We start from the raw sequence: 16,321 nt of genomic DNA, 5'->3' as shown, positions 1-16,321 counted from the left end.
GGCGAGGGGCACCGGCGTCGAGGTGGTTGATGCGGCCGTCACCGGACACCCTCCACAGCATCGGCAGACGCAGACGCATGCTCACGCTCTTGTCGGGCCGGCGAGGGGTGACCGGCAGACGTCACCGGCCGATGCTCGGCGGGGTACGGTCCGGTCGGCTCCGCGGGCTCCCCCGGCACGGTGGTTTCCGTACCTCGTGGGGTGTCCATACCTCGTGGGGCATCCGTACCTCGTGGGACGTCCGCGTCTCGTGGTGCATTCGTACCTCGTGGTGCGTTCGCACCTCGTGGGCCGTTCGCACCTCGTGGGCCGGCCGTACCTGCGTCCTCGAAACGTAGGGTTCCGTCATCGGCGTACCGGGGGCGCAGTCCGGCGAGGATCTCCTCCACCCGGGCTCGGGCTCCGGCCCCCGTGGTGTCGACGGCCAGGACGTGCCCCAGGTACTCGTTGTTGCTGGTGGCCGTGCGTACCGTCCGGCCGGGTTCGGCCAGCTGCAGTTCCCGGACCCCGGCCGCGCGTCCGGCGGCGCCCGCCCCGTCGAAGCCGGTGAGTTCGCCGTCCCGGTCGGGCAGCAGGAAGCCGATGGCCGCGCTGCGCACCCCCGTGGGGCGAGGGTTCAGATCGGGCCGGCGGCCGAGCGCCACGTCGACGGCCGCGGCGGCGAGGTCGACTCCGTTGACGTGCCGCACCAGTTCGGTGATGCGGTTGCCCGCCGGGCGCGGGTTGACCTCGACGACGCGCGGGCCCCGGTCCGTCAGTTTGATCTCGGTGTGGGCGACCACCTGGTCCAGGCCGAGAGCGCCGAGCGCCGCCACCGCCGTGCCGGTCGCGGCGCGTTCCCGGTCCGCGTCCAGTCCGGCCGGGAACATGTGCCCGGTCTCGATGAACGACGGGGCGCCGCCCACGCTCTTGTCGGTCACCCCGACCACGTGGCACGTGCCGTCGTGGGACACGGTCTCGACGCTCACCTCCGGCCCGGTGAGCAGCTCCTCCAGCAGAACGGCGGGGGCGCGGCGCTGCCCCCTGGCATTGACGGGGAGGCCGCGCAGCGCCTGGTAGCAGTCGGCGAGTTGGGCCTCGTCGGCGACCTCCCGGACATACATTCCGGCGCACAGGTCGACCGGCTTGACGACCAGGGGGAAGCCGATCCGCCCGACGGCCGCGACGACCTCGGTCCAGTCCTCGCACACGGCGTAGCGCGGGCCGGGCACGCCCGCGGCCTCCAGGGCCCGCCGGGTCGCGTCCTTGCGGCAGGCTGCCTCCACGGCGTGCGGGTCCGGCCCGGGAAGCCCGAGGTGTTCGGCGACGCGTGCGACGGCCGGGAGGTAGTAGTCGCAGGACGACAGCACGCCGTCGAACTCGAGCACCTCGTGCAGCCGGGCCGCGTGGGCCAGCAGTGCGGAGAGGTCGTTGGTGTCCGCGGTGACGACGTTGTGCGCGGCGAGCAGCGGATGTGGCGCGCCGGGCGGGGCGGACCGCAGGTAGTGGTGCAGGTCCCTGGTGAGGAACGTGAATCGGTGCCCGGCTTCGCCGATGGCACGCGGCAGCAGCCTGCTCATGGCTCCCACCCAGCTCTCGATCATCAGCAGATGTCCCACGGTGTCCCTTCCAGTGGTGCGGCCCGTCGTCGAGGGCAGCGGCGTTGACCGAGCAAGACGATATCGATAATCATTTTCATTGTCATCCCGGAGCCCTCCGCGCATCGACGCCCGTGCCGATCCGCACGCAAGAAACGAGATCCATGAACTCCCCCGCACCACGCCGCCGTTGGCATTCACCCGCCCTGATCTGCACCGCAGTCGCCCTCGTGACCTCGGTCACGCCGAATCTTCCGGCCCGCGCCGGGACCGCATCGGCGGGAGGCGCGGTGGCACCCGCCGAGCGGCCGCGCTTCGCGCCGTGCCCCGAAGACGTCCCCGCCCCGCCCGCACCCGACCGCATCGAATGCGCCACGCTGCGGGTACCGCTCGACCGGCGGCACCCCGAGGGCCGCCGCACCGACCTCGCGATATCCCGCATCCCCGCCTCCGGGAAGCCGTCCGAGCGGCGCGGCATCCTGTTGGTCAACCCCGGCGGGCCGGGCGGCACCGGACTCGACTACGCCACCACCAAGCGGGCCAAACTCCCCGAACCGGTGCGCCGCTCGTTCGACGTGATCGGCTTCGATCCGCGCGGCACCGGGCGCAGCGGCCCGGCGGACTGCGGCCGCATGGGCGGGCTGTTCGACGCGCCCGGACGCGACCCCCTGCCGCACGACGCGCCCTCCGAACGCGCTCTGCTCGACAGCCTGCGGCGCACCGCGGAGGACTGCGCCTCCGGAACGGGCACCGCCCTCCCCCACCTCGGCACCACCGACGCGGCACGGGACATGGACGCCATCCGGGCCGCCCTCGGCGAACGCCGGCTCAGCTTCCTCGGCGTCAGCTACGGCACCTATCTGGGCGCCGCCTACGCCGCGCTGCACCCCCGGCGGGTCGACCGCATGGTGCTGGACAGCGTCGTCGCCCCCGAGGACTGGCACGACTTCGACCTCCGCCAGGCCGAGGCGCTGCTCCGGGCGCGTAATACGTTCTTCGACTGGGCCTCCGCGCACCCCGCCCGGTTCCGGCTCGGCGCGACGCGCGCGGAGGTCCGCGCCCACTACACGCGCGCCCGCCTCGGCCTCGCCGGGCGTCCGCTCGACGGCTTCGGACCCGCCGGGTTCGACCGGGCGGTCTACCGGGCGCTCGGCCGCACCGAGCGCTGGACCGGCCTGGCCGCGGGGATCCGTACCTACCTCGACCACGGCACGGTGGACGGGCTGCGACCCGCCGAGCCGTTCGCGGGCCCCGAGTCCCGGACCTACGAAGCCGCCAACCGCGCCGTCAAATGCGCCGACGGCCCCGGGCCCACTCCGTCGCGGATCCGGCACGACCTGGACCGGCTGCGCTCCCGTGACCCGCTGCCGGTGCTCACCGGCATGGAGGCCTGGACCTGCGCCTACTGGTCCCACCGGCCGGACCACCGGACCGCGCTCGGCTCAGCGGCCGCTCCCCCGGCCCTGCTGGTGAACTCGGCGCACGACCCGGTGACCCCGCTCCCGGGGGCACGGGCCATGCACCGCCGCCTGCCCGGATCGCGGCTGGTGACGCTCCACCAGGACTACTCGCACGGCGTCTTCGCCAGCCGCGGCAACGCCTGCGTGGACACCACCGCCGCCGATTACCTGGTGCGGGGCACCGTGCCACGGCAGGACGTCCACTGCACGGGGCCGGGGCTGCCGACTCCCGGTGAGAGTACGTCGAGGTAAGGGGCGCCGGTGACGGTACGTCGGGGTGAGGCGGGGGGCCGGTGACGGTAGGTCGGGGTTAGGGGCCCGCGGCAGACGGTGGTCGGGGTCGGGGTGGGACGGTGCTTGGCTTGAGGGGGCTTGGGCGGACGGACAAGCGGGGGTCGGCTCGGTGGGGCCGCCCCGGCCCGGCGGGGCGGTCTGCCGGACTCCCATCCGGGTGGGGCCCTCCCCCTCCCCTCCCCTAACCCATTTCCCGTTCCGTGGACCCACGGTCCGACCTCGGTGCGTCTGCGCGCCGTGCCGCGGGCAGCACGGAGCTCCTCCACGGGATTCACCACCGCGCCACGGCCCGGAGTACGGGAATGGCCGGATCACGCTCTAAGGTCTGTCTTCCGAACCGGGCTCGGCAGAGGAGCGAGGCCCGGTGAGGGCCACACTCCCCACGAAGCCCGGGGAGCGCCACCCGGCGGCGACGCGCTCCCGGATCCGGAGCATCACCGGCCGGGAACACCGCCGTGAGGTGCGGCCCCGGGCGCGTGGACACGGCACGATCGGTACGGCAGACCGGTCCGGCGCATCCGGCACCAAGCGCCGGACACTAGACGAGGAGCAGTGATGACCAATCCCGCCGAGCGGCTCGTCGACCTGCTCGATCTGGAACAGATCGAGCTGAACATCTTCCGCGGGCGCAGCCCAGAGGAGTCCCTGCAGCGTGTGTTCGGCGGCCAGGTGGCCGGGCAGGCCCTGGTGGCCGCGGGGCGGACCACGGACGGAGAACGGCCGGTGCACTCCCTGCACGCCTACTTCCTGCGGCCCGGGCGGCCCGGCGTGCCGATCGTGTACCAGGTGGAGCGGGTCCGGGACGGCCGCTCCTTCACGACCCGCCGTGTGGTGGCCGTGCAGCAGGGCCGCACCATCTTCAACCTCACCGCCTCCTTCCATCTGCCGGAGTCCGGCATCGAACAACAGCTGCCCATGCCCCAGGTCCCCGGACCGGAGGACCTGCCGAACCTTGCGGACGAGATCCGGGAACACCTCGGAGCGCTGCCCGAGAGGCTCGAGCGCATGGCCCGGCGGCAACCCTTTGATATTCGCTATGTCGATCGGCTGCGCTGGTCCGAGGAGGAACTCAAGGGCGTCGAGCCGCGCAGCGCCGTGTGGATGCGGGCCGTCGGACCGCTGGGTGACGACGAACTGACGCACACCTGCGCGCTCACCTACGCAAGCGACATGATGCTTCTGGACGCCGTCCGCGTACCGGTGGAACCGCTCTGGGGCTCGCGCGGGTTCGACATCGCTTCCCTGGACCACGCCATGTGGTTCCACCGGCCGTTCCGGGCGGACGAGTGGTTCCTGTACGAGCAGGAGTCCCCCATCGCGACCGGAGCGCGCGGGCTGGCACGGGGCCAGATCTTCGACCGCCAGGGCCGACTTCTGGTGTCCGTGATGCAGGAGGGCCTGTTCCGCAGGATCGACGACTGATGCCGGGACCTCGCCCCGGGAATTCTCGTACCCCGACCCTCCAGCGGCGCCGGCCCGGGGCATGGGGCACGAAGGCAAGGGCGCACGGGGGCTCCTGGCTCCGAGGACCGGTGTTCGACAACCACGGGGTCCCTACCCATTGCTGTCACGCACCCCGGGGAACCGGCTCCCCGGCCCCAGGCTCCTCGCGCCGAACCGACTCCGGCTGCTGCACAGCGGCGCCGGGTCCTGCCGCCACCTGATGTGCGCGGTCCGGCTTCCTCCCGCCTTTCGTCCCGGGCTTCCGCCCCGGGCCCGGTGCAGGCGTCCGACGGCTGCCGGACTCCGACTTCCGCCCCGGGGGCCGACGGGCCCCACCCACGAGGGCCCGGCCGGCGCGTGGCACGGCCGCCGGGGCGGTCGGAGCCGTCGGAGCGGTCGGAGCCGTCGAAACAGACGGACCGGTCGAAGCGGTCGGAGCCGTCGGAGCAGGCACAGCTGGGGCAGCGGACGCGCGCCCCGGACCGCACTCGTCGCGCCGTGGCGGCGCCTCCCTTGGCGCCGCCTCACCCAACGGACCGGCCCCGTCGGGCGGTTCCGGCCGCGGTCTCCTGCCGGACCGGGCATCCGGCGCCGAGCGTGCCGCTCTCGCTTCCTCCAAGGAGAGCACCAGACCGATCCGGTGCCAAAGGATCTCGTCCGGGTCATCCGCGATGATCAGCCGCCGCACCACGCTCCAGGTCGGAGTCTCGGCACGAGGCACGGGCACCAGGGCGGGCCGCAGCCCCCGCAGGTAGTCGCGCTCGGCGGGATCCTCGACGACGGCCGCGAGCTCCTCGGGGCCGAGCACCGCGGCTGACACCGCCGCGCGCTCCCATGGGTCCTCCGCCTGCCGCGCCAGTTGCCCGATCCGGCGACTGCGCCAGTTCCGGGCCCGCCAGTCCTCTCCGGCGTCCAGCATCGCCCGGAGGTTCTTGGGTGTACTGCCGGTCAGCAGGCCCGGGTGGCGTGCCGCGAACGTCCGCAGCTCCGCGGCGGCATAGAGCCACACCACGGCCCGATAGCGGTTGATGCGAAAGGTCACCGGGCTGAAGCAGCCCACCTTCGCGAGACGGGTGAAGCGCTCCGGCGCGATCCCCATCAGCTCCGCCGCCGCTGCCGTCCCCAGGAGCCGGACGCGCTCCCGCAGCCCCCGCGGGTAGCCCTCGCCTCGAGTCAGCCGGGTCACTTCGGCTCGGGGCACCCGTTGACGGCCCGAGCCGGGCTCGGCGACCGTCCGCACTTCGTCCAGTTGGACCGCGAGGTCCAACTCCCTCGGCTTCAGGCCCAACTCCGCCGCGGCCCTTGGGAGCGCAAGCGTCTCCTCGGTACCCGGTACTCCTGGTACTCCTGGTACTCCTGGTACTCCATGCCGTACTGCCATGACGGTCCTCCCCCGACCACGCTCCACGATCCGTTCACTCTCAGTGACGACCGTAGCCGGGTTGCGCTCACAGCGCCGGGCCTGTGGATAACTCTTCGCGAGTGCAGGTGACGGTCGCCCCGTCGCGCCGCGGAGACCTCCCTGTGGGACGGGCACGTCGGGAGCAGCCGCCGACGCCCATCGGGAGCAGCCGCCGGAGAGGACGGCCCCGGAGACCGCTCCCTCCGCAGGCGGATATCCGCCGGAGCAAGGACGGGGGAGAGACCGCCGTCGGAAAAACCGTCAGGGACCGCTGTACGGGGAGCCGCCCCCTCCGGACGCGTGCCGGGCCATGCGGCCCACCGCCGGCCCGGGGCCCCGCCCCGAGCACCAGCCCATCGAGCGCAGCGAGCAGCCGAAGAACCGAAAGCCGAGAGCCCACAAGCCCACAGCCCACAGCCCACAGCCCACAGCCCACAGCCCACAGCCCACAGCCATGCGGAACGGAACGGAATCGCGGGGAATTCCGTTCCGCCCACCGCGTCAGAGGCCGCTGATCGTCCCGCCGTGCTGCCGGGCGGCAACCGCCAGGTGCTCGCCGACCCGGTTGACCAGCAGCGTCATCTCGTAGGCCACCTGACCGATGTCGGCATCGGCGGTGCCGAGCACGCACAGGCAGCTGCCGTCGCCGGCGGCCGTCACGAACAGCACACCGTCGTCGAATTCGACCATGGTCTGCCGCACCCGGCCGACGCCGAAGTGGTGCCCCGAGCCCTTGGCGAGACTGTGCAGCCCGGAGGAGACGGCGGCGAGGTGTTCCGCGTCCTCCCGCGCGAGCGCTTCGCTCGCCGCGGTGACCAGACCGTCATTCGACAGCACCAGGGCGTGCCGTATGTGCGGAACCCGTTTTGTCAGATCGTCCAGCAGCCAGTCGAGTTCTTTGTCGAGGGCCATGCGGTGCCTCCCCGTCGGCGGTTCGGTGCGACTTCCGTGCCAGCCTGTCCCACCTCGGCCATCCGGGCAACCCGCTGACCACGGACCGGGCGTCGCAGCGCGCGGTGCCCTCACCCATGGCACAGGATGGACCGCATGGCACACACGATGAGTCATGACGAGTGGCGCGCGTTCGTCACGCAGGGTACCCGCACCGCGAAGGTGTCCACCGTGCGGGCCGACCGGGCCCCGCACGTCGCCCCGGTGTGGTTTCTGCTGGACGGCGACGATCTGGTCTTCACCACCGGCAAGGAGACCGTCAAGGGGCGCAATCTGACCCGCGACCAGCGGGTGGCCATCTGCGTGGACGACGACCGGCCGCCGTTCGCGTTCGTCACCCTCACCGGGCGGGCCGAGCTGAGCGAGGACCTGTCGGATCTCCGGAAGTGGGCGACGCGGATCGCCGCCCGCTACATGGGGGCGGATCACGCCGAGGAGTTCGGCGCCCGGAACGCCGTGCCGGGCGAGGTGCTGGTGCGGGTGCACATCGACCGGGTCGTCGCCATGGCCGGCCTGGCCGACTAGCGAAGGCGTCGGCCGATCCGACGGACGACCACCGCTGCGGTGGTACTACCGGCCCGGCCGCCGGCGCTCGCCGTACGGGCCCGACCTGTCGGCCGGGCCTCCTCGTCGCGATCCGAAGGGCCCGGGTGGCGCGTCCTCCTGATGCCCTATGACGTCACACCCCGAAGCGAGAACTCTGTGGCGAGCCCCGGCCGTCACAGGCGAACATGCCCTGTATGACCGACCAACCCGCGCGATGGACCCAGGCAACCGTCCACCCCGACATGTGGGCCGACCCGGACAACGATCCCCGCAACAACGAGGGCCCCGGTCCGGACGGCGAGCCGGCGACGCTGCAGGACTTCCTGACGAACTACCGCATGACCCTGCGGATGAAGTGCGAGGGCCTGGATGCGGGCAAGCTGGCCCGTCGGTCGGTTCCGCCGTCGACCATGTCGCTGCTCGGCCTGGTCCGGCACCTTGCCGAGGTGGAACGGGAGTGGCGCAACTGGATCAGTGACGGTGACCCGCTGCCGAAGCTGTACGGCGAGCGTGACGCGGACTTCGGCGGAGCAGTCGCCGAGCAGACCGTGGTCGACGCCGCGTTCTCCGATCTGGAGCGTGAGCAGGCCGCGACCGACGCCGCGCTGGCCGAGTACCCGGACCTGGGCGAGCGCGTGGGGAAGGACGGGAGCTCGGTCCGGGAACTGCTGGTGCACCGGGTCGAGGAGTATGCCCGTCACTGCGGGCACGCCGACCTGTTGCGCGAGTGCGTCGACGGAAGGGTGGGCCAGTGACCGGGGCGGGGTTTCACACCCGCCCCCATCGGCACGTCACCCCGGAGTGAAGGCCTCGGGCGTCGGCCGATCTGCGGGGAGGCCGGAAGATCGGCCGAGGCCGACGCGCTCTGCCGGGCCGCCTTGTCGACGCGGCCGCCGACCGGCCGGGCGCGGCGCTCCGGCCCTCTCAGGGGGCCCCGCTGCGGCCGGGTGTCGGCACTGCATCCGGCCGCCCGGGGCCCAGCCCGGCGAGGTCCTTGGTGACCAGATGCAGCCAGACCGCGGTGTTCGTCGCCCCGAGGACGGCACGGCTGTCCATCCCCGGGTTCACCGCCGGGACCTCGGGCACGGCCCCGTCGGCGTCCGCCCCGCACCACCGCACCGGCCGGCCGCTGCCCAGCCGGGCGGCCAGCGCTTCGCCCTCCTGCTCGACACGGCGCGCCACCCCGGTGAGGTGTCCGCGCACCCCGGGCCCCGCGTCCAGCGCCCCGGGCGGGTAGTGCACCGTCAGGCTCTCGGCGCCGAGCACCATCTCCCAGCCGGTGCCGAACAGCGCCTGCCAGTCGACGTGCGGCAGCGCGGGGTCGGTGCGCTCGGAGGCGTACATCTCGTACGCGGCCTGGGCCAGCCCCATCGTCTGCCGGGCCGCCGCGTTGGCGGTTCGGGCCGCGGTGACGGACACCGGATCGCCCGGCGGGCCGGACACCATGTCGACGGCGGCGCGGACGGCCGCTCCGGCGCGGTCCATGAACTCCGCGGCGAGTCGGCACAGTTCACCGGAGCTCCCCCGCGGCCAGGCGACCGTCCCGATCAGGGCCCCGACCACGCCGCCCACCAGCACGTCGACGAACCGCACCTCGGCGAGCGTCCAGTTGACCGGGGACAGCTGGGCGAACGCCATGGACACCACCAGGGTGAAGAGGCCCTGGACCGCTGCCGGCCCGATCAGCGAGGCGCAGAAGGCGAAGAACATCAGCGGCGGCAGCAGCAGCCGGTAGACCACCTGGTGGTCGGCCACGGCGGTCAGGACGACGGCCGCGGAGGCCGCGCCGCAGAGCGTGCCGATCAGCGCCTGCCGCAGTGACGTCCGGGTGTCGGCGGCGGTGCCGCGCATCAGCGTCAAGGTGGCGAGCAGGACCCAGAAGCCGTGGGTGAGCGCCAGCGGTGCCACCACCAGCCGGGCCGCGGCCAGGGCGAGAGCGGTGCGCACCGCCCCCTGCCAGTACACCGAACGGCGGGTCAGATGGGCGTGGAAGCGCCGCATCCACAGGGCGGCGGCCGACTGGCGGGCGTAGCGGAACGGTGGTGCCACCCGGCTCACGGCGGCCCGCCCCTCGGCGGCGACGCGGCTCGCGGTCACGAAGATCTGGCCGTTGAGGGCGGCCTGCCGGGCCAGGACGTCCCAGGGGGCCCGGCGCGCCCAGTCGCCGGGGTCGGTCCGCAACGCGCCCGCCCGTTCCTCGGCCAGCGCCTTGAGGCCGTGGGCCAGCAGGGGGGCGTCCGCCGGTACGACGCCGGCGGTCAGCGCGTCCGCGGTGCGGTCCAGGGTCCGCGCCACTTCGGCGAGCAGCGCCTGGCCGGCCGCGGCGGGCGCCACCGGGCGGGCGCCCGAGAGGTCCTCCAGGTGGGTGCCGAGCCGGCGCAGGGCCATGGCGGCCTGGCTGAGGGCGCGGTCGTGGGCGGAGGGTGAGGCGGGCCGCTCCAGATGGGGCAGGTGGATGGGCCGGAGCGCGTTCAGGGCCGCCAGCGCCTCGGCGGCGGCCTCCGCGTCCCGGTCCGCCGGGGTCTTCGGCGCCGCACCCGGCTCCGGGTCGGCCGGCGCCTGCCCGGTGGCGTGACCGTGCCGGTCCGGCGCGGCGGCCGGGTGGTGGTTGCTGTCCGGGGCCGGGTTCCGGTCCGGTGCCGGCAGCCGGCCGAGCCAGGCGGCGAGCGCGGTGGCCGCCCGGGCCAGCCGCTCCTCGTACCGGGTGGGCACCGGGTCGGGCCAGAGGAACCGCTGGGCCACCGCGAGGCCCAGGACGCCGATGGTGACACCGGTCAGCCGGGAGCCGAGCGTGTCCAGTGCGTAGGGCGGAAAGCACGGCAGGATGTAGAAGAGCTGGAGGCCGTTGGCGGTTCCGCGGAGCGCGGGCCCGGCGACTCCGGCGAAGCTGACGACGAAGCCCACCACGGCCATGCCGGCGGCCGCGGCCCAGGTGTTGCCGGCCAGCACGGTTCCGGCGGTGACGAGCGCCCAGGCCGCCGGAAGGGCGCCCAGGCAGATGCGGGACTGGCGCCGGGGCGGTGGTGGCAGCCGGGACAGCGCCCCCAGTGCCACCGCTCCGAACAGCGCGTACACCGCCATCACGGCGTCGTCGAACACATAGCGGGTGAGGTAGAAGCCGGTGCAGGCCACGAGCGTCACCCGGGCGGCCTGCCGGATGACGACGAGGCCCGGGTCCTTGCGGCGCAGGGTGTCCAACGGCGTCACGTCAGGCCGCTCCGGATCGTCCGGCGACGGCGGTCCGCAGCCGGTCCGGGGCGGGTCCACGCACGACTCATGCGCGACATTCTTCTCATACCGCACCCCGGATGCAGCCCGGCGCTCCGGTCCGGCTCCGTGCGGGACACCCGGCCCGCACCCGCCACGCCACGCGTGCCGGGCCCCGCTCCCCCGCGGCGGCCGTCGCGGCGCGGCAGCGGTACGAACCGGTATGGCACGTCACCTCGGTGAACCGACGTCGGTGCACGGCGCGGGCGGCGTCAGCCCACCGAGGCGAGCAGCCGGGCGGAGTGCACCCGGCCCGCGTACTCGACCAGCCGGACCAGCACCTCCTTGCCGGAGTCCCGGTCCCGCGCGTCGCACAGCACCACCGGGGTGCCCCGTTCCAGGTCGAGGGCGCGCGACACCTCGTGGGCGCCGTACGTCCGGGCCCCCGCGAAGCAGTTGACCGCCACCACGAACGGGATGGAGCGGTGCTCGAAGAAGTCGACGGCCGGGAAGCACTCCTCCAGCCTGCGGGTGTCGGCGAGCACGACGGCGCCGAGCGCGCCGGTGGACAGCTCGTCCCACAGGAACCAGAAGCGGTCCTGCCCGGGGGTGCCGAAGAGGTAGAGGGACAGGCCGGAACGGATGGTGATGCGACCGAAGTCCAGGGCCACGGTGGTGGTGGTCTTGCGGTCGACGCCGCAGGTGTCGTCGATGTGCTGCCCGGTGGCACTGAGCCGTTCCTCGGTGCGCAGCGGGCGTATCTCGCTCACCGAGCCGACCAGGGTGGTCTTGCCCACCCCGAAGCCGCCCGCCACCAGGATCTTCAGTGCGAGATCCGGTTCGGGGGGCTCGGCGGCGGCTGCCGCGGACCGGTCGGTGACGTCAGAGCGCACGGAGTCCATCGATCACTTCTCTCAGAATGTCCTGGTCGGGAAGGTGGCCCGGGGGCGAGGGGCAGCTGACGCGCAGGCAGTCGAGGGCCAGCAGATCGCCGAGGAGTACCCGCACCACGCCCAGCGGGAGCCCGGATGCGGCGGCCAGTTCGGCGACGGAGCGGTGCCGGGAACGGCAGAGGCCGAGCAGCGTCCGGTGCTCCGGGCCGAGGTGTGCCGGGCCTGCGTCGTCGAGGGTCCGGCCATCGACGGTGACCTGGCTGAGCAGGTCCAGGCCGAGGGCCGGGGATCCGGGCTCGGGGCGCGTCCGTCCGTCGGTCATGGCGTAGGGGCGGACGAGTGGGCCCGCCGCGGAGTCGAACCATTGCCCGCCGTGCCGCGGTGGGGTGCGGTGCGCCGGGCCGGCCGACGCCGTCAGCACCGCGGTGCCCGGGGTGGCGGGTGACGGTCCGTCGGGGTGTGGGTGCGGGGTCATCGCGTCGCCTCCCGTCCGGCTCAGCCCGCGGCCGGCGGGTGCGGCGCGGCGCGGTGGGCGGGGTCGGCGCGACGGGCCGGGGTGGCCAGGTGTTCGCCCACCCGTTTGATGAGCCGGGCCATCTCGTAGGCGACCATGCCCACATCGGCGCCGACGGTGGTGAGGACGGCCAGGCAGGAACCGTCCCCCGCGGCCGCGACGAACAGGAGGCCGCCGTCCATCTCCACCATGGTGCGGTGGACGTCGCCGGCCCGGAAGCGCCGGCCGGTCCCGGCGGCGAGGCTGTGGAACCCGGCAGCCACGGCGGCCAGGTGCTCGGCGTCGTGGCGGGTGAGGCCGTCCGTGGTACCCACGGTCAGCCCGTCGTCGGAGAGCACCACTGCGTGCCGGATCTCGCGGATCCGGGTGGCCATGTCGTCCAGCAGCCAGTCGAGTTCACGGGTGCGGTAGGCGGCTTCGAGCCGGGCGCCGATCCGGTGGGGCTCGGTCATGGGCGGTCTCCTTCGCGGGTCGCGTGGCTGCGCCGGCCGCGTGCCCAGCCCTCGGCGAAGGCCGTCATGCGGGCGCGGGCCACGTCCGGGGTGCGTTCGCCGGCTCCGGTGTCGGGTTCCGTTTCCGGTTCCGGGGTGGCGCGCAACCGGGGTGCCAGGCCGGCCTGGCGGATCCGGCGGGGCAGCGCGTCGTCGGCTTCGCCGGCGGCCCGCGCGTGCTCCGGTCCGGCGGGGCGGTCGGTGGGGAGGGCCGGCTGTGCGACGGGTCCCGGTCCGGGATTCGGCTCCAGCGGCCTCGGATCCGGCTTCCGTCGCTGCTCGGGCCCGGTCGGCGATTCCTCGCCCTCTTCCGGTTCCAGTTCCTCTTCCGGTTCCGGTTCCTCTTCCGGTTGCAGGAGCACTCGGGGCACCAGGACCACGGCCGTGGTGCCGCCGTACGCGGAGGGGCGCAGCGAGACCTTCACTCCGTGCCGTGCGGCCAGCCGGCTCACCACGAACAGTCCCAGCCGGTCGCTGTCGAAGAGGTCCGCGGCATCCGGCGTGCCGAGGCGCCGGTTGGCCGCCGCCAGGGCTTCGTTGCCCATGCCGAGCCCCCGGTCCTCGATCTCGAGCGCGCAGCCGGCGCCGACCGGTTCACCGCTGACCCGGACCCGGGTGTTCGGGGGTGAGAACTGGGCGGCGTTCTCGATGAGTTCGGCGAGCAGGTGGCGCAGGCCGGAGGCCGCGACGCCGGAGACGGACACCTCGGGCAGCGGCCCCGGCTCCACCCGGGCGCCGTCCTCGGTCTCGGACACGGCGGCACGCACGACCGCGGACAGCGGTACGGGCAGCCGTCCGGTCCGCCCCGGGGCGGCGCCCGCCAGGACGATGAGGCTCTCCGCGTGCCGCCGCATCCGGGTGGTGAGCTGGTCGAGACGGATCAGCTCACCGCGGGTGTCGGGGTCCTCCGCGCACCGCTCCATGCAGTCCAGCAGGGCGAGTTGGCGGTGGACCAGGACCTGGCTGCGCCGGGCGAGGCCGACGAGGACGCCGGACACCGCCCCGGCGAGCTCGGCCCGTTCGGCGGCGGCGCGGAGCGCCTCCCGGTGGACGCTCTCCAGGGCGGCACGGACCTGGGCGATCTCGTCGTCGGTGGCGTTGCAGGCGGCGCCACCACAGGTGGTGGCCACGGCTGCGGCGTCCGCCGGGGCCGGGGGGATCTCGGTGGGGAAGTCGATCGACTCGCCGGCCCGGATGCGCCGGATCGCCTCGGGCAGGGTGCCGTGGGCGAGTTCGCGTGCGCTGTCCCGGAGCGCGCCGAGCTCCGTGACCAGGCCTCGGCCCAACCGCAGGGAGACGGCGAGGGAGACGAGCAGGGCGCACAGTCCGGCGGATGCCGCGATTCCGGCCGGGCCGGTGAACGCCCGGACGACCGGATCGCCCTGTCCGGCCGCCGAGGACCTGACGGCGCGCTCCAACGCCGCCAGAGTGCCGTCCAGTTCCCGCCGCGGCGCCTCCCAGGCGGCGGCCGGTGCGGCGGCCGCCGCCGCGCGTCCGGGGTCGGCGCCGAGCACCTGGTCCTCCACCGCACGCACCTCGGCGTGGGCGCCGCTGCGGGCGACCACGGCCCACTGCCGGGACTCGATGGCGCCCAAATCGGCCACGGCTGTCGCCTCGTGGGCGCGGCGGGTGGCGACGGCGCCGGTGAACTGCCGGTAGGCGGCGCCGTTCAGCGAGCGGGCCGGGCCGGCCGCGGCGAGCAGGGCGTCCTCGCGGGCGAGCTGTTCCCGGGAGCGGGAGAGCGCCGTCGCGGCGCGTTCCCGCGCGGTCGGGCGGGCGCCGGCGAGTGTCTGCTCAGCGGTGAGCGCGGCGTCGATGACCTCGGTGTACGCGGCGTAGACCGCGTCGCGGCTCTCCCTCCCGGGACCGGCGGCGCGGGTTTCGGCCAGACTGCCGGCCAGGGTGACGAAGGTGACGACGCGGCGGGCCGCCCTCGGGGGCAGACCGTCCGCCACCGTGCGGCCACCGGCGAGGCGGAGGCGGCCGACCGCCCCGTCCGTGCGCCGGGCGTGGTCCTCGACCGGGCCGGCCGTGCCCCGTGCCCCGCCGGCGAGCCGTCGCAGGGCGGCGCTCCGCTCGCCCTGGAGCGCGGCGACGGCGGCGGCGATCGGCGCCCGGACCCGGGTGTCCGCCTCCCTGGCTTCGTGGAGCCGTACGGCGTCCCGGACCACGCCTGCGGTGACGAGGACCCACAGCGCCAGCAGCGCGGCGACGGGCACGGTGACCGTCCAGGCGATCCGTGCCCGTACGGTCCGGGGACGCGGTATCCGGGGGCCGCCGGCGAACCGGCGCCGGGCGCGTCCCGTCGGGGGCCGGTCCGCGGCGGCCGGCGGGCAGGTGGGGGCGGCGCTCGGCTCCCCGGCCGGAAGCGGACCGTCCGGCCCGTCGACCGGCTCCGGCGTGGCTTCCTCGTTCCCGGTGCGCTCGCCGCTCCCGTCCCGGGGCGCGGCGTCCCGGGCTGCCGCCTCCCGGGTGTGCTCGCTGCGGGTGGGCTCGTCGCGCGTCCCTGCTCCGGGGCGTCCGGTCGCCGGGAGGCCGGTCCGGCGCCGTGCTCGGCGGATCATCCGGCTCCCCGGACGGGCCGGCGGGCGGCGAGGGGCAGGGCGCATGACCGGGCCGCCGGGGCGGGGAGGGCGGCGCGGGCCGGCGGGGGCGTGGGGGCGGGCCGCCCGGAGGCGGCATGGTCCAGGTGTCCCATGGCCCGGGACGCTAGTCCCGAGCGGGGCGGCCACCGGGGGAACGTTTCGGAAACGCACGCAATATGACAGGGACACGCCGCCGAACGATCAGTCCGTGCTCGAACATGCGCACCACATCCTCCCGCGATCCGTCCCCGCCAGGGGTGAACGCTGGTCCCCCGCGCGGGATCATGGCGGCATGGACGACGACGCACACGCGCACATCCGGGAGTTCTTCGCCACCCGGGCCGAGGGCTGGGACGACCGCTTCCCGGACGACGGCCCGGCCTACGCCGCCGCGGTGGCCGAGCTCGGACTGCGCGAGGGGGACGCCGTGCTCGACGCGGGCTGCGGGACGGGGCGGGCGCTGCCCGCGCTGCGGAACGCCGTGGGCCCCACCGGAACCGTGCTGGGCGCCGACCTCACCCCGGAGATGCTCCACGCCGCCGTCCGGGCCGGACGGGACCGTTACGGGCTGCCGGCGGTCGCGGACGTGGCCCGGCTGCCGCTGCGCGGCGACGCTCTCGACGCGGTGTTCGCCGCCGGGCTGATCTCCCATCTGCCCGACGCCGGATCCGGACTGCGGGAGCTGGCCCGGGTGGTGCGCCCCGGGGGCCGGCTCGCGCTCTTCCACCCGCTCGGACGGGCGGCGCTCGCCGCCCGGCACGGCCGGACACCGTCCACGGACGATCCCCGGGCCGAACCCCGCCTCCGGCCGCTGCTGGCCGGCGCGGGCTGGGAGCTGACCGCGTACACCGACGAGGACGCCCGCTTCCTGGCGCTCGCGGTGCGCCGCCCCGGCTGAGGGCCGGCGCGGGCCGGGATCCTCTCCGTTCGAAGACGCTCCAACTGTACGAATCCGGGG

Annotated in this window: 12 protein-coding genes and 1 pseudogene; 5 read left to right on the top strand and 8 right to left on the bottom strand. The window is 74.6% G+C overall.

Going from position 1 to position 16,321, the window contains the following annotated elements; genetic code table 11:
• Positions 1–356: 356 nt before the first annotated feature.
• Positions 357–1,598 (bottom strand): annotated as a pseudogene (locus AC3EQ1_RS19395) (ATP-grasp domain-containing protein); the annotation flags it as partial.
• Between the two features lie 269 nt (positions 1,599–1,867).
• On the opposite strand from AC3EQ1_RS19395, the gene AC3EQ1_RS19390 reads away from it, so the two are divergent.
• On the top strand, positions 1,868–3,289 hold the full coding sequence (locus AC3EQ1_RS19390) for an alpha/beta hydrolase (protein ID WP_432095583.1): 1,422 nt from the start codon (positions 1,868–1,870) through the stop codon (positions 3,287–3,289).
• Between the two features lie 597 nt (positions 3,290–3,886).
• A complete protein-coding gene (locus tag AC3EQ1_RS19385) occupies positions 3,887–4,753 on the top strand; it encodes an acyl-CoA thioesterase (RefSeq protein ID WP_432095582.1) in 867 nt (288 codons plus the stop codon).
• 145 nt (positions 4,754–4,898) lie between these two features.
• On the opposite strand, the gene AC3EQ1_RS19380 is transcribed toward AC3EQ1_RS19385, so the two are convergent.
• Both AC3EQ1_RS19380 and AC3EQ1_RS19375 read right to left on the bottom strand, forming a co-directional pair.
• Positions 4,899–6,155: a DUF6397 family protein gene (locus tag AC3EQ1_RS19380; RefSeq protein WP_432095581.1), complete on the bottom strand. Its 1,257-nt coding sequence runs from the start codon at positions 6,153–6,155 to the stop codon at positions 4,899–4,901.
• 522 nt (positions 6,156–6,677) lie between these two features.
• A complete protein-coding gene (locus AC3EQ1_RS19375; protein WP_388854883.1) occupies positions 6,678–7,088 on the bottom strand; it encodes a roadblock/LC7 domain-containing protein in 411 nt (136 codons plus the stop codon).
• Positions 7,089–7,223: 135 nt separating this feature from the next.
• Here AC3EQ1_RS19375 and AC3EQ1_RS19370 point away from each other — a divergent pair, with 135 nt between their 5' ends.
• Both AC3EQ1_RS19370 and AC3EQ1_RS19365 read left to right on the top strand, forming a co-directional pair.
• Positions 7,224–7,652, top strand: a complete 429-nt coding sequence (locus AC3EQ1_RS19370) for a PPOX class F420-dependent oxidoreductase (RefSeq protein WP_432095580.1) — start codon at positions 7,224–7,226, stop codon at positions 7,650–7,652.
• A 206-nt stretch (positions 7,653–7,858) separates the two neighbouring features.
• Complete coding sequence (locus tag AC3EQ1_RS19365; RefSeq protein WP_432095579.1) at positions 7,859–8,428, top strand: DinB family protein; 570 nt, start codon at positions 7,859–7,861, stop codon at positions 8,426–8,428.
• Positions 8,429–8,597: 169 nt separating this feature from the next.
• Here the strand turns inward: AC3EQ1_RS19365 and AC3EQ1_RS19360 are convergent, their stop codons facing one another.
• The 5 genes from AC3EQ1_RS19360 to AC3EQ1_RS19340 all read right to left on the bottom strand — a co-directional run bounded on the left by AC3EQ1_RS19360 (position 8,598) and on the right by AC3EQ1_RS19340 (position 15,342).
• Positions 8,598–10,880, bottom strand: a complete 2,283-nt coding sequence (locus tag AC3EQ1_RS19360; RefSeq protein WP_432095578.1) for an FUSC family protein — start codon at positions 10,878–10,880, stop codon at positions 8,598–8,600.
• Positions 10,881–11,152: 272 nt separating this feature from the next.
• On the bottom strand, positions 11,153–11,782 hold the full coding sequence (locus tag AC3EQ1_RS19355) for a GTP-binding protein (RefSeq protein ID WP_432095577.1): 630 nt from the start codon (positions 11,780–11,782) through the stop codon (positions 11,153–11,155).
• Positions 11,763–12,248 (bottom strand): DUF742 domain-containing protein, encoded by a 486-nt coding sequence (locus AC3EQ1_RS19350; RefSeq protein ID WP_432095576.1) that lies wholly within the window; start codon positions 12,246–12,248, stop codon positions 11,763–11,765. Before AC3EQ1_RS19350 ends, AC3EQ1_RS19355 begins: the two co-directional genes overlap by 20 nt.
• Positions 12,249–12,268: 20 nt before the next feature.
• Positions 12,269–12,739: a roadblock/LC7 domain-containing protein gene (locus tag AC3EQ1_RS19345; RefSeq protein WP_432095575.1), complete on the bottom strand. Its 471-nt coding sequence runs from the start codon at positions 12,737–12,739 to the stop codon at positions 12,269–12,271.
• On the bottom strand, positions 12,736–15,342 hold the full coding sequence (locus tag AC3EQ1_RS19340) for a sensor histidine kinase (protein ID WP_432095574.1): 2,607 nt from the start codon (positions 15,340–15,342) through the stop codon (positions 12,736–12,738). Before AC3EQ1_RS19340 ends, AC3EQ1_RS19345 begins: the two co-directional genes overlap by 4 nt.
• Positions 15,343–15,655: 313 nt before the next feature.
• On the opposite strand from AC3EQ1_RS19340, the gene AC3EQ1_RS19335 reads away from it, so the two are divergent.
• Complete coding sequence (locus AC3EQ1_RS19335; RefSeq protein WP_432095573.1) at positions 15,656–16,261, top strand: class I SAM-dependent methyltransferase; 606 nt, start codon at positions 15,656–15,658, stop codon at positions 16,259–16,261.
• The last annotated feature ends 60 nt before the right edge of the window (positions 16,262–16,321 follow it).

The sequence above is a fragment of the Streptomyces sp. bgisy100 genome (assembly GCF_057709105.1).
This window is presented reverse-complemented; position numbering and strand designations above follow the sequence as displayed.